This window comes from Paraburkholderia sp. BGA-UO-ETr-F21 (assembly GCF_059567925.1).
Genome location: NZ_JCAQOY010000027.1, coordinates 107,361 through 122,017 on the forward strand (window position 1 = coordinate 107,361; position 14,657 = coordinate 122,017).

The following is a 14,657-nucleotide window of genomic DNA, read 5'->3' on the forward strand; positions in this document are numbered from 1 at the left end:
GCGCCCTTAATTGTTATGGGTCGCGTACATGGCAATGGTGGCCGTGGCGCCCGCCGATTTGCATGCTGCGCCAACGGTCGAACCATCGAAAGCCGTATTCGGATCGTAGACTGTCGTACCGTTGATGGTTACCTTCGCATAGGCTCCCGCTACTGCGCCGGCCGCAAGTGAGCAGACTGTCGCCGGCACGGGATAGGTCACAATCATCGCGTCGTTCGTCGCCGCGATCGTTCCCGCTGCCGAAGTCACGGCACCGCCGAATATCCCGGTGATCGTCCCGCTGGTCGCATTTACGCGCGAGCCCGCGGAGTCAAAGGCGTGATTCTGCGCGAGGGTCTGCTGTGTCTCGGACGAAAAATCCGTATCGCTCGAAGTGGCATCCTGAATGCCACTACGGAACAGTTGGGCCTCGCTTTTGAACTGATGCGCATGAATGCGATCCATCACGAAGCCACGGCCCTGATAGACGACGAGCGCGAGCAGTGCCGCTCCGGCCATCACGGCCGCACCTTCAATCAACGACAACTCGCCCGACTGACGGCGCCGACGTGCGAAGCGGAGAATGGACGCCTTGCGCGCAGCATCGCGGCTTGCAACTTCCGCTGCGCACGGCACCTTGCTAGTTAATTTTTTGTATTCCATTGTGGCCTCAGTAATTGGATCCAGCAGTCGTTGACGAATCGAAACTCACGGCACCGGTCGCGACATACGACCCGACGCCGAGTACAAAAAACAGAGCGATGGCAAAGCCCAGCAACACGTAATGAGTAATGCGCGCATTGCGCTTTACTGTTGCGACCACCCGGTCAAGTGACGAGCGGCCGAGCGTCTTGATGGCCTGCACGAACTGGTCGCGACCAGCGGCGTCGGATATGGTGTCCATCACCACCTCCGAAAAAATCCCGGTGTCCAGCGCCCGCATGGTCTGGTCGGGGCGCTGCGTGAGCCGGCGACTCATCCGGTTCAGATGCCACTTCAACCAGGGGTCAGCGGTTTTGGTGAGCCGGTCAAGCGACGCCCGCAAAGTGAGGTTGGAGTCGAACAGTCCCGCAAGCGAAACAATCAGCAGCGCGGCCCGGAGGTCGCGGCGATTGCGCCACATCAGCGGCATCGCATCGATCTGGTTGCGCAGATCGCCCGTCCACCGCTTGAGCGTGTGAAAGTAGGTGATCACAATGCCCGCCACGACCGCCCCGCTCAGCCACCAGTATTCGTAGCAGAATGTGTCGATTGCATAGAGCGACTGGGCGAGCGGCGACCACTGCGAGACCGGTTTCGAGTCGGCGACAGCCGGGAAAATCGTGCCGCCAAACAGCATGCAGAACCCGTACATGTAGACGATCAGGAGCGCCGGATACGCCATCTGTAACGACGTGGTCGACGCCAGTACACCTTTGGCATTAGCCGCCATTTCTGCCAGTTCGAGTCCGCGCACCGCAGCGTCCTGTTGCGTGGACGCGCCGGCGATCTCCAGGAGCGCGTACTCATCGGACGGGATGTGCGGCCTGATCGCACTGGCGAAGTCGTCGCCGGCGACCATGCGTCGGGCCATGGCCTGGAAGACCGGCCAGGCGAACCCCTTGCGTCCACGATGGCGCTTTTCCAGTGTCGTCAACCGTTCAAGCAGGGTCTCCCTGTTTCGCAGCCCTTTTGCCGCAACGTCGAGCCGGGTCTCACGATAGAAGCTTTCGCGGATTTTCCCGAACCGCCACGTCGCAATGCGCATGCGCTCCTTGTAGGGGAGCACCATGAATAACGCGTAGAGAAATCCCCGGATCATGACGGCATTCTCCCGTCCCGGTCCGCCATGACCCGATACTCGCTGAACGGACGCATCGCGGTATCAATGAACCGCGGATCGATGTCTCCCTGGGTGGCTTTGTAGAGGGCATGTTCATAAATGGTCTTGCCCGTCATGTCATCGTTGTCAAAGCCGGCGGTGCGCGTGGAGCGCCACACTTTCTCGGCACCGCGCCAGTCGCGCGCCGCGACACGCTCGAGGAACTCGTCGGTCGGCCGGAATATCTCCATCGCGAGCGTTTGACCCTTTGTTCCGGCCGCGACTTTTCCGTCACGCGTGAACAGTCCCTTCAGGCGGCAATGCTCACAGCCAGCGTCATTCCGGCATGCCATGCCGGAAGTGTCGATGCCGAACTTCGTCTCGAGCGTCGCGATCTGCGAGGCGCTCATGACGTCGCGCGCGGCGATCTTGCAATGCGGGCATAGCAGCGGGATCAACTTCTGGTTGGCGACGGCATTGACGAATTTTTCCGACGCGACTTCGTCCATCGGAAGCTGCAGACGACCGCCAGCAAGGCGCATGAACGCGCCGATCGCGCTGTCCGCGTGAAGTGTCGTGCGAACCGGGTGTCCCGTCAGCGCGAGCTCGGCAACAAGGCCAGCGACCACGCGATCGCGAATTTCGCCCACCGTCACGTCATCGGGATCCATCCGCATCAACGTCCGGATAACCTCGGCGCACTTCCGGTTCGCCTCGTCGTCGGTCTCGTCTGGTCGTCGCGGAATCGAAATGTCCGACAGCCAGGGCTGAGGGTATTCGGAGGGTTCATTGACGGCGAACTGCTTGCGCAGCTCGCGCGAGGCGAGCATGAAAGACATCGCGCGCAACAGCGTCGATTTCGCCGAGCCGGTTTCGCCCGTGAGGATGGTGACGCCGCCACTGACGTTACCCAGCGCCTTGACGATCTTCAGCTGCGACGTTTGCAGGCCCATCTGTTCCGGCATCAGAACCTTGAGGTTGCGGAAGTTGCCGTCGAGCAGACGCAGACCCACGTCAAAGCCGCCTACGAGGGGCGAACTTTGCCAGCGGATATTGAGGATGTCCGATCCAACGACGAGCGGAATCATGGCCGACTGTGGCGCGCTCGGCTGGAAGGTCTCGCCCGAGTTCGTATTACGGGCGACAAGATCCTGATAGGAGGCCGACAGTGCGCGGCGTACCAGCGCCTTGGGGAGCTTGCGATACGTATAGAGGTCGCCGTTGACCCGGAACCGGACCTCCACCTCGTCGTTGAAGTCGCGGTATTCATAATGGATATCGCCGGCGCCGTAGCCGTGGGCCGCCTCGGATACGTCACGGAACGTGCCGATGGCGCGCGAGCTCTCCGGGATGATTGCCGCTGAGCGGTTCCGCTCCGTTCCGTAGATCGCTGCGATAACCGTATCGGAAGCGAACATCTCTTCGTGGACCTTGATGTCCGCGTGTTCGAGATCTTTCAGGTACGTCGCGTACAACGGCGACTCATGGAACGCGCGCGTAGTGACGACGATCGCCATGCCCGCCTGCACCTCCACTGCGACAAATTCACGGCGCGCCGCATCGGTAATGCGAAGCGTCGCGTCTGAGCCGCGTTCGCTCAGGATCCGCTTGAAAGCCAGCGCATCCGCCGACGCAAGCTGTGGCAGCCCGGCCGGTGGAAAATCTTCAGTCCCGGTTTCGACGATATCTGCCTGCCGGTGAAGCTCATGCGCTGCGTCATCCCGCGCCTGCGAACGATCAGGCTCAACGCGAGCTAGGGGCGCAGAGGAATCGTCAACGGCCTGCGTAGCAGCGCCAGCAGCGGACACAGTTTCGGACTCGCGGTACGTTCGCGCCAACGCTGGTTCATGTTCTTCCAAGGTGACAGGGACACTGACCGGGACCAGGACCTCGCCGGCCTGCTCCATGGCCACATCCGCGGTGAAGACTGACTTTTCTTCCGCCGCAGCAAAGGGCTCGCCATCATGGACGTCAACGTCGCTCACGTCCGCCATGCGCAGCCGCATGCCTAATGTCATCGGCTGACCATGCGTGTCCTCAACAGGTTCCGCCTTCACCGGTTTGCGTTTCTGTGCCATCCGCGGTTCGTGGTCGCGTGGGTCGCTCCCGGCGATAGGCAATGCCGAAGCAGAGTCTTCCGAGAAGCCCGCCCGAAACGCGCGCAAGCGTCCCAGTAGCCCGCGCGACGCCGACTCGTCTTTTTCAATTCCGGAGAACATGCTCATGATTTGTGTCCTGGGTTACTGCGCGATCGCGGAGATGGGCGTGCCCGGCGGTAGTGGGCCGCCGAGGTCTGTGATACGGGAAATGCCAGCGCTTACACCCGGCTGTCGCTGGTCCTGCTGGGGGGTGCCGCCAACCATCGTTTCGGTCCAGGTCCGCGCGCCCTTGCCGGTGCCCTCTGCGACGGTGACGACGAAACCATCGACTCGCGTGACCGTCCACCCGTTGAGCAGCTTCGCGCCGACGTGAGCGGGATACGATGCGTTGCGGTACTCATAAAGCACCGACCGGCCACTCATGTCGCTGAAAGCACCCACGAAGCGCACGGGTTCCGCGCGTGCCCGTTCGGGCGCCGCCTTATGTACTGGCGCCGCGGTGGAGTTGGCTGGCGGGACAGGTTGAGCGATGTTTGCACTCACAGTCGGTGCTGGCGTGTTTGCTCCGCCAACGAGTTGGCGCAGCAGTTGCGAGCGCGTCGCCTTGTCGGCGTCATCGATTGACAGATGCGATCCCGCAGGCACCGCCGCCCCGCTGACCGGGGCGGCCGGTGCCGGCTGAGCCGGGACAGCCCCCACTGCGGGAGCGGTAGTGGCTCCCGCGACAGCTCCGGTATCAATGTCAGCGGCAGGCAACCGCGCGGGTTTTGCTGGCGCTTGCGGCACGAACGGTCGGGTTTGCGCCTGTGCAACGCTAACCAGAAAAAGCGCGGCGTATCCGAGCGCCGCCAGGCGGTTAATTGAGAACATAGTATTTGCCCTTCGCTGTGAAATGGATGCCACCGAGGTTGTTCGACCCCTGCTCCGCAAGCTTCAGCTCGACCGTTATCGAGTCGAGCGCCATGTTCGAGGGGAGCCTCGCAAGCAGTGGCGCTTGCCACCTGAACCCGTTGATCTCCCATGTGCCTTCACGAATCATCTGCGTGGGTCTTTCACCCGCTACGCCAGCAGGCATTGCGAGAAGGGGTTTCGGTGGATCGAGATGGACGGTGTAGCCGTAGCTGTCGAGATCAAACGGCTTTGACGAAAGCTTCTGTGGCGGAGTCTGCAATGCGTCGATCAACCCCTGCTCCGTGGGCCACGCTTTCTGGTCCCGCGCTGCAACGACGGCAACCGTCGGAATCTGGGGGCCGCGCGCGCCCGCATGCAGACCATCGGCATCGAAATGCAGCGGTCGCATCGACTGGGGCGCCAGCTGGCGAAGATCATCGAAGCTGCCGCCGTAGCGGCGCAGCGTCTCGCCGCAATAGCCCTGCGTGCCACACACCGCTTTCTCAAAGACAAAACCCGCAACCACGGTTTCAGTGCCGCCGAGCCTTTCGAGTAGTGACGGTGCGAGCAGATTCGCACGCGGCAGATTCGCGGCGAACACCTGACGGACCGCGGCCTCGTATCTGTCATTGAAGGACGGCGACGTCGGCGCTGGGGGAGGAGGCGGATTTAACAGATCAACAAGTTGCATGCCGCCAAAGACAACCGCAACCCCGATAACAAGCAGCGGCAACGCCGTCGGCAAACTGGTTGGGACTTTGGTGATTCGCGCGCTCTTGCGCGCTTCAAGCAGCGCGGCCGCCCCGAACGATTCGTCGACGTCGCCAATTGCCGCACCTGATCCGATGGTCGAGAGTGCGAGATTCTGCTTCAGGCATTCCTGCTCAATGGCGAGCCGCCGATCGTGAGCCTGGGGAATGGTCAGCACCTCGTCGCTGCGCACGACTCCGCGCACAACGAAGATCAGATGAACACGCTGATCGTCCTGCAAAAGTGCGAGCACCGCCGCCTTCCCTTTGACACGGCCATGCTGGGCGACTCGCGCCGCTCCTGAAAAGAGTTTCGAGCCTTTGAATTCGGTCGTGTCTGGCGAGCAGAAGCCCCCAATCACGTCTTTTCCGATCTTGTATTCGACATAGTGCGTCGCACCGAAATCATCGGCATAGCGACGGCGTTCCGCGCGCATCTGCTTTGACGGATAGGCGCGCCACTTAAGTCCGAAAACAAGGCGCGCGTTTTTCTCGCGCGGCAGCGGATCGGTAATGTGCATGGCCGTACTCACATCGACGGGACGACCGAGGCCGTCAGCATGATTACCTGGAAGGTCTTTGCCTTGTTCCAGAGCCCGGTGATACCGCCGAGGCCGCCATTGGTGGTGCTATCGGCGTGATCGGTCATCTCGCCATACAGCACAACGGTCTGTCCGTCCGAGAGTGCGACGATCTGATCGTCCTTGCTGCCGACCGTGTGCGCAAGCTGGATGGTCTGCTGCGTCTGTCCGGAGCCGACAGATTTCTCGGTGAAGGGCCCGTTGAGCTTCGAACTGTCGCTCCAGTAAGCCAGCACGATCTGGTTGTGATCATTCACCGACGGCAGGATATTCACGAAGTCGCCGGTCGTCACGGTGCCGGGATTCAGGCCGGGGACACCACCGGACGTGGCCGTCAGGCTGCCTGCGGAAGACGTCGTCGAGCGCAGATAGTCGTCGCTCTGGAACGACGCGATCGAGACCGGCAGACCATTCAGCGTGAGCTTGGTCTGCGTGTTGTCCTGCACCGTGCGGCCATACTGGTTCAGCGCGTTGATGACCGCGTTGGTGCCGGAGAACGGCGCGTTGGGGCGCAGTACCGACATACCGAGCGTGCCGCCACCGGACGACAGCGAGGTGGGTGACGCAAAGCTGATCGCATATTTGGCGAGACCGCCCTCGATTGCGTTAAACACAACGTCGGCGTTCGCCCCCGCCTGGGTGCCGCGGTTCAGCGCGATCTGCAACGTGCGCACGCGGATCGCCACCTGACGCGTGCTCACCGAGTTTTCCGCCGCAAGCAGCTTGCCCATCGCGTCTGCCGCCTCCCGCGTGTCGTGCACCATGACAAGGCGACTCTGCGGATTGACGTTGACCCGACCCATTGGCGAACGAAGCTTGTTCAGCGCGTCCGTAATCGACTGCATCTGGTCGAAATCACCCTGCCGGCCGGTCGAGGTTTGCGCGGAGAAGGAACCCGTATCTCCGCTTCCCCCGCCGCTACCGTTCGACTGATTGCCCGTGGAGGTGTCCATGCCCTTGGACATCGTGGACTTGATCGAGACCTTGCCCGGGATCGCGGCGATCTGGTACATGCGCGTCACGAAGCGCGTGATATTGATGGTCGATCCGTCGAACGACCAGTCGAGTCCAAGATCCTCCGTCATGCGAGTCAGATACTCGCCCGCTAACCCGTCAAACACCTGAGCATAGACAGGCTTCTCATAATTGTTCGCGCTGCTGCCGCCAGATGCTGGCGACGACTTGCCGTCGACCGAGGCGCCTTCGCGCGGCACGAGTGAACTGCGCGGCACGAAGACATCGGGGCTCAGGTGAACGGCATAGCCGGTCGCGCCGGAAACGAGATTGGCGATCTGGTTGATATCGAGGTTCGCAGGCATCGTGATGCGCTTTTCGCGAAACGTCGCCGGCAGCGTTGCTTCATACGCGACCGGTACGAGCCGATCGCCAAGAAAGGCTGTGGGCACATCTTCAACGAGCGCCATCGAGCCGGGCAGATTGTTCATCGCAGCACTTGCCGCGCTATTTGTCGAGTCGTAGGCAGAATTGACATCGCCTTGCGTGACTGCGCAGCCGGCAATGATCAGCGAGCATGCGGCCGCGATCGCAGACCTGAAAATGAAAGCGATGCGCATCGGTTACTCCTGACAGTTGGCCGCGCGGGCGACGACGCGGATAACGTTGTTAATGTGGCGGCATACGCGGGTGGGTACGCGCATGTGGTTGGTCGCTTTCATCACCTGAACAAGAACGGAGGTGAAGTCACCGGTAAAGGTCGCGTTGAATTCGAGCGGCAGATCGTCGTCGACCTTCCAGGCGAGCTGCCATCCCTGGGTTTGCAACCAGCGGTCAAGGGCGTTACGAAGGTTGCGATCCTGCGGAGAGACGGAGAGCGTGAGCACACCAGTCGTCGTCGACGGTGTACCGGGGAGAACGACCGGCGCAACGGCCATCGACGGCACAACGCCTTGCCCTGCCTGCGCGACGACCGGAGCGGCCGCCTCTGCGCCACGATTGACGGGGGTAATGGCGGCAGCTTTTGCAGCCGGCGCTGATAGCACCTGCCAGCCGTCTCCCGCCGGCGCGACAGCACGGGCTTGATCGGCGTCGACGGCTGCGTGGGTCCACAGGGGTGCAGCGGCGAGCGCCAGGGCTGCGAGCGCGTGCGCGATCACGCGCACGCTGTCATTGCGTTCGATGGTTACTTTCATTGTTTAATGCCCCTGCCGCTGCAGGCGGCGATAGATAGCGTTGGCGTAGATCAGCTGCTTCGGGGTGGACACTGCGTTGTATGCGCCGACGGCCTTCCAGGTGGGCCCGAACTGACGGATGTTCGCGGCCAGAATCCACGTGCCGACATAGCCGTTCACACATGCGTTGAACAGGTCTTCGCGGCGAATGCCGTAACGCGCCAGTTTCGGCAACCAGGACGAGTTGATCTGCATGAGGCCAATGTCTTGCGTACCATTGCTGTTGATATTCACGGCGTCCGCACGCATACCCGATTCGTGTTGAGCAATTGCGTGAACGAGTTGAGTGCTCACGTGCTGGAAGGCGGCGGCTTCGTCCAGGCAGTCGGCGTGCGCAATCGACGCGCTCAGCGCCGCAACCATGCCAACGAAGATGGGAGTCGGGTTCATAACGATTTCGCCACCGCCGTTGTCGCTGGCGTCGTCGCGGGTGCTCCCGTCGCTGTACGTTCGAAATACTTCACGTCGTGTCGCCGTGTCACATTCGCCACGTTGCCATCGGCCGTCACGATGAACTGATCTGCCGTGCCGTTGAACATGTAATACCGTCCTTTCTGCTCGCCTGAACCGAGGTGCTTCACGTCGCTGACATGCACCTCCACAACCGAATCGGCAAACTTGAAAAACGTCTGGCCATCGTGATCGAACACGGCCTGCAGATGGGCGGCGTTCGTCGGGTCGAAGTCATAGACGGTGCCTGACGAACGGGCCACTTCCACCGATCGCGCACCATCGGATACGACAATGCTGTCCGCGCGCTCTACCGTCATCACATTCGCGGCGCTATCCCACTTTGCGCGGAGCGATCGGCCGTCGGGCGTTCTGAAACTCAGCTCGCGCGCAGGCTTCGTCGCAAAACGGATCTGCGTATGGGCGTCGTCCGAATCCCGGATTGCCTGAGCGCCGAAATATTCCGCCAGAAGCGAGCCGTGCGCAGCTGGTGCGTCGCCTGCCGACGCGCCCTCCTTCGCAGCGACAGCCTGTGCGATCGCATCGGGCTGCGACTGCGGTTGCGCTTTCTCACCTGCGGCATAGTTGAGCGCACCGGATTTCGGCGTTTCACGGTGCAGCCGTACGTGACGGGTCGTAAAATCCACGTCGGCATACATGCCGGTCTGCGTCATCAGGCGATCAAGCGCCTGCATCCAGTTTTCACCGGGGCGTGTACTGAACGCACTGACTTCCGTCAGATCGACGTCTTTCTGTGCAGAGCCCGTCCAACCCTGGGGCACTAACGCCTTGACGATGCCTGCGACAGGCATCGACGCCTTCAGCGATCGCACCGGCTCAAGTGCGCCGTGCGCACCAATCAGCGCGAGCCGGTTCGTGAATCCATCGAAGGCTGGCGGCTGGTCGTCGCGCAGCGCGGCGAGCGTGCCACGGGCGCCACCGCCGATGAAGGTATTCGCACGCGTCCAGCGTGCCGTTGCAGACCGCCCGGCTACCGTATAGGTGATCGACTCGGGAGTGCCATCGACGACAACATACGGACCCTCAGGGTGGCCGCCGGCGGCAGTGATGACCTGCCCCGCACGCGGCTGTATATATGTCTTCGACCCATCGTTGAAAATCAGTGCCGGACGCTCGGCGATGCCGCCCGAGATCTCATAATCGAAATCGAAAGGGTCCGTGTTCGCTGCGTAGGAAGGCATTGCGTTAAGCAGCGCAAAGCAGGCCAGCGCGATACGGGATACGGTGTACTTCATAGGCCTGCCTGAATCTGGTTGAGGTGCCGCGCAAACCGCGCGAGATACGCCTGACCGGGAACGGGATTGGCGCTGTGGTAATAGGCGATGGCTTTCGCAACCGAGTGCGTCTTGCCGTAGTTCTCGTTGAGGATTTCCTCAGCAACACGAATACTCGTTGCGGGCGCGAGCGCATCCCACGGAGAGGCAAACCGCCGGGCGTGGTACCCCCAATTGATCTGCATGATCCCTACGTCGAAATCGCTGCGACCGCGCGCGATCAACGACATCACTACCCGATACGCGTCTTCGCGTGTTTTGAAAAAGAAGCCCTGACCGGCAATATTCAGAGTCCACGGCCATGCCCGGCCATTCACCCCGGATTCGTTCAGCGCGATTCCTGCAAGTACCTTGGGGTCGACAGTCCTGTGCATCAGCTCAAACGGCGCCACTGCACTCGCACAAGCCCACCCGCCGCGTCCCTCAGTGACGGCAGCCTGTGCATCATCGTCGAGCACGGCCGGCTGCAACCAGCCCTTCTTCACCAGCAAGTGTTCGAGCGAAACGTCATGTGCATCGACGGTGACGGTGATGCCCGCTTCCGAGTTACTCGCGACCGGCTGCCCAACGAGCGGCACGGCCCAGCTCTCGAAAGCCTTCTGGCCGCACCAGAAAACCGGCTTCCCATCGAACGATGCGAGCGACCGGACATTGCCCTCCACCAGCAGGATGCTCGTCGGACTGACCACTTCGGCAATCGATGCGGCACTGGCGAAATGAACGTGCGCGGCACATGCCGCGACAATCAGGCCCGATACCCAGCGCGTACCCTTCCGCTTACTCATCGCGGTATGGCTCCAGCACGATGTCCCGATTGACCTTGAGCATGAATCGACGCTGGCCCGGGTCGGACGTGATCGTCGGCGGAATGTTCTTGTAGCGCTCGAGGATGGACTGTGCGGTTTGCGCCGCGACCTGTCCGCCCGTGCTGCTCACCTGAGTGACGCCGAGCGGACTGGACGTGGTCGTCGCGTCACTGTTGTCGTATTTGCGCAGCAGGATCGCGACGAGAAAAGACGTCCCGAAAATCTTGAAGAAGTGGTTATTAACGTCACCCGAAAAGCCGGCCGAGCCATCGCCATCCGCGCCCTGCGCGCCAAAGAGCGGCACATGCTTCCCGTTCGGAAGGCGTAGTTCCGTCGCCGCCACGAGAATGCTTTCCTGGCCGGGCTGGATATCGGAGCTGTACGGCGCGGTGATGAAACTGCCTTTGGGGATCATCAGACAGTCGCCACGAATGCTGTCGTACACATCCTTTTCGACCATCAGCGAGGCGGTGCCGGGACGATCAGAATTCATGCGCTCCGTCGACAGCACACCAATGTGATGCGGAGGCGACAGCACACAGCCGCGTGCCTGACCGACGAAGCCGGTACGCGCGAAGTCCTGACCGCCTGACTGCGCGGACACGTTCTTGATGAAGCCTGAATCGTGGTCCTGACTCGAATATGGACGTGCCGATTGTGCCTGGCCGCCGAAGCCGGCTCCAGCAAGCGCTGCCGAGACACGGTCACCGACCGACCCCGCTGCTGCCTGCTGCGCAGCAGCCTGTTGCGCGGCCACCTGCGCGGGCGTGGGAATCCCCGCCAGCTGGTTGGGTGCTGCCGGCGCCGTGTCCTTAACCTTCAGGCCGGGTTTGAAAATCGGCGAGGCATAGATCGCGTCCGCATCGGACTCGGACTTGATCTTGCGGGTCTGCTCGTCGTTGATGAAACCATCGGCCGTCAGCGCGGGCGTCGCACCTCCGGCATTCGCCGGAGTTCCTGTCGATGGCGTACGCGCGGCCGCAGCCGCCCGTGCCTCGGAGGCTGCGAGCCTGCGCGCGGAACTCAGCTGGTCATCAATGATCTTGCTGACGTCCTGCGGATTGTTCGATTTGTCGACGATTTCGGCGGCTTTCGCTTTCTTCTTCAGCGCGGCTTCTGCGTCAATCTTCGCGCTTTCCTGGACCTGGTAGTAGAACCCGAGCGCCGCGATCACAATAGCCGCGACACCGCCTACCGCGAAGAGCGCGTTACGGGGCGACTTCCCCTTGAAGAGACTCGCGCGCTGATTGTCCGGTTGACCGTTCGGTTGGTTCATGGGCTTTCCTCAGAATCCGAACAGGCCCGGGCGGCGACGCGTAATGGTCACTTCCTCGTTCGGCGCGCGCAGCACGATTTCGTCAGCCATTTCCTGCACAACGATGTACTGCCCGCGACGGATGAAGTTCGGGCTGACGTAGTCGCCGTGATCCTTCACGACGGGAATCGCGAAGGGTGCATCGGCAGGCAGGCGCAGCCACACGGCCTTGCCGTCATCGAATACGGTTTCGGGCTTGAAGGACGCAGAGCCCGACACCTTGTAGTCGAAGTTGAGTTTGTCGGGGGAGACGCCGATCGGACCGGAGTCAGTCTGCCCGCCAGCATCATCACCCCGCCCTCCGCCGACGCCGCCCATCTGTTCTCTCGCGCGGACCTTCGCCATAACAGAACCGGGGTAGTTAAAGCGCACCGTCTGATAGAAGAGCCCACCCATCGGCGATGAGACGAGCGTCATGTCGTACTCGCGGAGATTCGTCGTCAGGTGCAGCGTGTTGACGAGGCCGGGCTTAACGGGTTTGACGAATACATGGTTCTCACCGTCGGTATCGATAACCCATTGGACGGAGTCCCCCATTGCAGGATCGGTCGTCAGCCGCTCGCCTTTCGCGAGCTCGATGGTGGTGTTCTTGAGCGGCGCGGTCATGATCCTGTAAATCTGGTCGCGGCTATAAGGAAAGACAACCATGCGCGCATCTCCCGGCATGGTGACCGGGTCCGAGCCGGCGTTGTACGGATTCACCGGACTCATCGGATCGCTCATGGCAGTAGCGAGATCGAACGAGGCGACTGAAGTGGCTGCGCCTTTTTTCGCCGCGTATGAAGCCGGGCATACTGCTGCGACGCAGGCAAAAGCGGTCGCCCACGAGGCGAGCGTGCGGAAACCGATCATCATTGAGTTTTCTGGATCGAGAAGAGCGGATAGAACATCCCGAACGGATTCGCACCGAGTGCGTCTTCGGCCGTCGGCGGAACAATCTGATAGCGGAACGTCAACGCATACTTCTGAACCACGGGTCGATCCGTGGGTGATTGCGTGGTGCTCGTTGTGAATTCGACTACGGCGGTGGAGTCTTCGAGCAGCGCAACATTAGTCACGCGCACCTCACGCACCAGCTTCGGATTTAGCGTAATGGCCTGGAATGGTGCGTCGCTCTTGACCCAGTCGCCGAACTGGTTTCGTGCGTTGCCAACCATCATGGCTTTCACGCCATTAATGTTTTTGGCCATCCGCGAAGTCTGGATGTCGTCGGTCATGACCGGCTCGATCGTCCACCAACGCTCGACCGACTCACGAAGTGATGTGCGAATCGCCTGGTCGTCTGGCTTATAGGCGGCAAGCTGGGTGACAACCGCGTGGCCGTTGGCGTCGGACGCCACGCCATAGGCTTTGACCACGGACGGAGGTGGATTGCGCGTGTAGACCGCCCCTACTGAGACGATCCCAAGGATGAAGCAGAAGGTCTTCCAGTGATTAGCCTCGGTGCGCAGACGCGCACCCATGTCGAAGATAATCTTCTCAGGGTCATCCTGTGAGTAACCGCCAGGCGCGGTAGAGAGGGCGATCTGCTTTTTGCTGCGAAATATACGCATGACGGTCGATCCATTGGGGCCGACTCAATTGAATCAGCCTTCAGGTGAAGCCCGTCATGCAAAAGAGATGCGATTTGCACGCGCTTTCTGGTGCCGCAGTTCATTGGTAGCCGCGGCAGAGCCGGATCAGGCTGCTAACCTCGAAAGCCCAGCAAAATCGGGTAGCTTTCCGTCGCTCTGTCTCGATCAGACGCTGTAACATCGTAAGAGCGGGCGTTTCACGCGTTGCACAGTCGTCTGGGCAACATAAAGTCTGCTTCTCCGATTGCGAAAAGCGCCGTTAACTTTGTTCCATCAATGACTTAGCTGGCCCGCTCCTGCCGCTGTGAACGTGACTATCTTGGAGGAGTGACCTGATCCGGCTAAGGCTCCTTTTTCACGTCACGCAATAATCCGGCTGTGCCGGGGTGCGACGCCTACATATTCTTGCAAATTTTTTACCAACAGTACTCGGGACGAAGTGTAATGCGCCACGATAATCCGATCTGCAGTCGCAAGACTGCAATTGCCCGACACAACGAACTGCGGGCGACCAAAGCTTCCCTCCTTGAACAGGGGAAGTTCTATGTTTCCTTGCTGGAACAGGGCGTGTGGCCCAGTCAGCGAGCAATTGCAACCGCCTTGGGCGTTTCGCTTTCGCAGGTGTCACGGATGGTCGCGGCAGTACGTCTTCCTATAGCTATCCTAACCTTATTCGCTAATCGCCCTCTGTCCTTCCGGAACGTCGTCACCCTTCAGACCCTCACGCAGCGGCTCGGTGACGTTGAAGTTACTCGTCGAGCAAGTTGTGTCACCAATGATTGCTCGGTAGAAGAAATCGTTTCGGTGCTAGAGCGTGTTAGGCACTTTGCGGGAGACCTAGTATCCTGGCGGGATGAAAAGAGCAGATCGCAAAGGGTATCCGACCGATGTGTCCGACGAAGAATGGAGCTTCGCAGCACCCTATCTG

General features: G+C 61.1%; 13 protein-coding genes. All 13 read right to left on the minus strand.

Annotation, left to right across the window (positions count from 1 at the left end; translation table 11 throughout):
- Positions 1-6: 6 nt before the first annotated feature.
- The 13 genes from AC57B1_RS16250 to AC57B1_RS16310 all read right to left on the minus strand — a co-directional run bounded on the left by AC57B1_RS16250 (position 7) and on the right by AC57B1_RS16310 (position 13,708).
- The gene (locus AC57B1_RS16250) at positions 7-642 is read right to left on the minus strand and encodes a type 4 pilus major pilin (protein WP_496418018.1); all 636 of its coding nucleotides are present in this window, start codon (positions 640-642) and stop codon (positions 7-9) included.
- Positions 643-649: 7 nt separating this feature from the next.
- A complete protein-coding gene (locus AC57B1_RS16255; RefSeq protein WP_496418019.1) occupies positions 650-1,780 on the minus strand; it encodes a type II secretion system protein in 1,131 nt (376 codons plus the stop codon).
- Entirely contained in the window at positions 1,777-4,005 is a 2,229-nt protein-coding gene (locus AC57B1_RS16260) for an ATPase, T2SS/T4P/T4SS family (RefSeq protein ID WP_496418020.1), read from the minus strand. Before AC57B1_RS16260 ends, AC57B1_RS16255 begins: the two co-directional genes overlap by 4 nt.
- A gap of 15 nt (positions 4,006-4,020) precedes the next feature.
- Positions 4,021-4,302 carry a hypothetical protein gene (locus AC57B1_RS16265; protein WP_496418021.1) on the minus strand — a complete coding sequence of 94 codons (282 nt, stop codon included), beginning with the start codon at positions 4,300-4,302 and terminating at the stop codon, positions 4,021-4,023.
- A gap of 433 nt (positions 4,303-4,735) precedes the next feature.
- Positions 4,736-6,040, minus strand: coding sequence for a hypothetical protein (locus tag AC57B1_RS16270; protein WP_496418022.1), 1,305 nt, complete (start codon positions 6,038-6,040; stop codon positions 4,736-4,738).
- 8 nt (positions 6,041-6,048) lie between these two features.
- Entirely contained in the window at positions 6,049-7,674 is a 1,626-nt protein-coding gene (locus tag AC57B1_RS16275) for a type II secretory pathway protein (protein WP_496418023.1), read from the minus strand.
- Positions 7,675-7,677: 3 nt separating this feature from the next.
- A complete protein-coding gene (locus AC57B1_RS16280; RefSeq protein WP_183802604.1) occupies positions 7,678-8,250 on the minus strand; it encodes a toxin co-regulated pilus biosynthesis Q family protein in 573 nt (190 codons plus the stop codon).
- 3 nt (positions 8,251-8,253) lie between these two features.
- The gene (locus AC57B1_RS16285; RefSeq protein WP_183802607.1) at positions 8,254-8,679 is read right to left on the minus strand and encodes a lytic transglycosylase domain-containing protein; all 426 of its coding nucleotides are present in this window, start codon (positions 8,677-8,679) and stop codon (positions 8,254-8,256) included.
- The gene (locus AC57B1_RS16290; RefSeq protein WP_183802610.1) at positions 8,676-9,995 is read right to left on the minus strand and encodes a TrbG/VirB9 family P-type conjugative transfer protein; all 1,320 of its coding nucleotides are present in this window, start codon (positions 9,993-9,995) and stop codon (positions 8,676-8,678) included. Before AC57B1_RS16290 ends, AC57B1_RS16285 begins: the two co-directional genes overlap by 4 nt.
- Positions 9,992-10,819 carry a transglycosylase SLT domain-containing protein gene (locus AC57B1_RS16295; protein WP_183802614.1) on the minus strand — a complete coding sequence of 276 codons (828 nt, stop codon included), beginning with the start codon at positions 10,817-10,819 and terminating at the stop codon, positions 9,992-9,994. Before AC57B1_RS16295 ends, AC57B1_RS16290 begins: the two co-directional genes overlap by 4 nt.
- On the minus strand, positions 10,812-12,116 hold the full coding sequence (locus tag AC57B1_RS16300; RefSeq protein WP_183802618.1) for a TraB/TrbI/VirB10 family type IV secretion system protein: 1,305 nt from the start codon (positions 12,114-12,116) through the stop codon (positions 10,812-10,814). The genes AC57B1_RS16295 and AC57B1_RS16300 overlap by 8 nt, the downstream gene beginning before the upstream one ends.
- 9 nt (positions 12,117-12,125) lie before the next feature.
- Positions 12,126-13,010 carry a TrbG/VirB9 family P-type conjugative transfer protein gene (locus AC57B1_RS16305; protein ID WP_260332556.1) on the minus strand — a complete coding sequence of 295 codons (885 nt, stop codon included), beginning with the start codon at positions 13,008-13,010 and terminating at the stop codon, positions 12,126-12,128.
- Positions 13,007-13,708 carry a VirB8 family type IV secretion system protein gene (locus AC57B1_RS16310; RefSeq protein ID WP_183802621.1) on the minus strand — a complete coding sequence of 234 codons (702 nt, stop codon included), beginning with the start codon at positions 13,706-13,708 and terminating at the stop codon, positions 13,007-13,009. Before AC57B1_RS16310 ends, AC57B1_RS16305 begins: the two co-directional genes overlap by 4 nt.
- Between the last annotated feature and the right edge of the window lie 949 nt (positions 13,709-14,657).

What these genes read in the sequence shown, in the direction of transcription:
- AC57B1_RS16250 (WP_496418018.1), bottom strand. Translation starts at nt 642, where the DNA reads ATGGAATACAAAAAATTAACTAGCAAGGTGCCGTGCGCAGCGGAAGTT.
- AC57B1_RS16255 (WP_496418019.1), bottom strand. Translation starts at nt 1,780, where the DNA reads ATGATCCGGGGATTTCTCTACGCGTTATTCATGGTGCTCCCCTACAAG.
- AC57B1_RS16260 (WP_496418020.1), bottom strand. Translation starts at nt 4,005, where the DNA reads ATGAGCATGTTCTCCGGAATTGAAAAAGACGAGTCGGCGTCGCGCGGG.
- AC57B1_RS16265 (WP_496418021.1), bottom strand. Translation starts at nt 4,302, where the DNA reads ATGAGTGGCCGGTCGGTGCTTTATGAGTACCGCAACGCATCGTATCCC.
- AC57B1_RS16270 (WP_496418022.1), bottom strand. Translation starts at nt 6,040, where the DNA reads ATGCACATTACCGATCCGCTGCCGCGCGAGAAAAACGCGCGCCTTGTT.
- AC57B1_RS16275 (WP_496418023.1), bottom strand. Translation starts at nt 7,674, where the DNA reads ATGCGCATCGCTTTCATTTTCAGGTCTGCGATCGCGGCCGCATGCTCG.
- AC57B1_RS16280 (WP_183802604.1), bottom strand. Translation starts at nt 8,250, where the DNA reads ATGAAAGTAACCATCGAACGCAATGACAGCGTGCGCGTGATCGCGCAC.
- AC57B1_RS16285 (WP_183802607.1), bottom strand. Translation starts at nt 8,679, where the DNA reads ATGAACCCGACTCCCATCTTCGTTGGCATGGTTGCGGCGCTGAGCGCG.
- AC57B1_RS16290 (WP_183802610.1), bottom strand. Translation starts at nt 9,995, where the DNA reads ATGAAGTACACCGTATCCCGTATCGCGCTGGCCTGCTTTGCGCTGCTT.
- AC57B1_RS16295 (WP_183802614.1), bottom strand. Translation starts at nt 10,819, where the DNA reads ATGAGTAAGCGGAAGGGTACGCGCTGGGTATCGGGCCTGATTGTCGCG.
- AC57B1_RS16300 (WP_183802618.1), bottom strand. Translation starts at nt 12,116, where the DNA reads ATGAACCAACCGAACGGTCAACCGGACAATCAGCGCGCGAGTCTCTTC.
- AC57B1_RS16305 (WP_260332556.1), bottom strand. Translation starts at nt 13,010, where the DNA reads ATGATGATCGGTTTCCGCACGCTCGCCTCGTGGGCGACCGCTTTTGCC.
- AC57B1_RS16310 (WP_183802621.1), bottom strand. Translation starts at nt 13,708, where the DNA reads ATGCGTATATTTCGCAGCAAAAAGCAGATCGCCCTCTCTACCGCGCCT.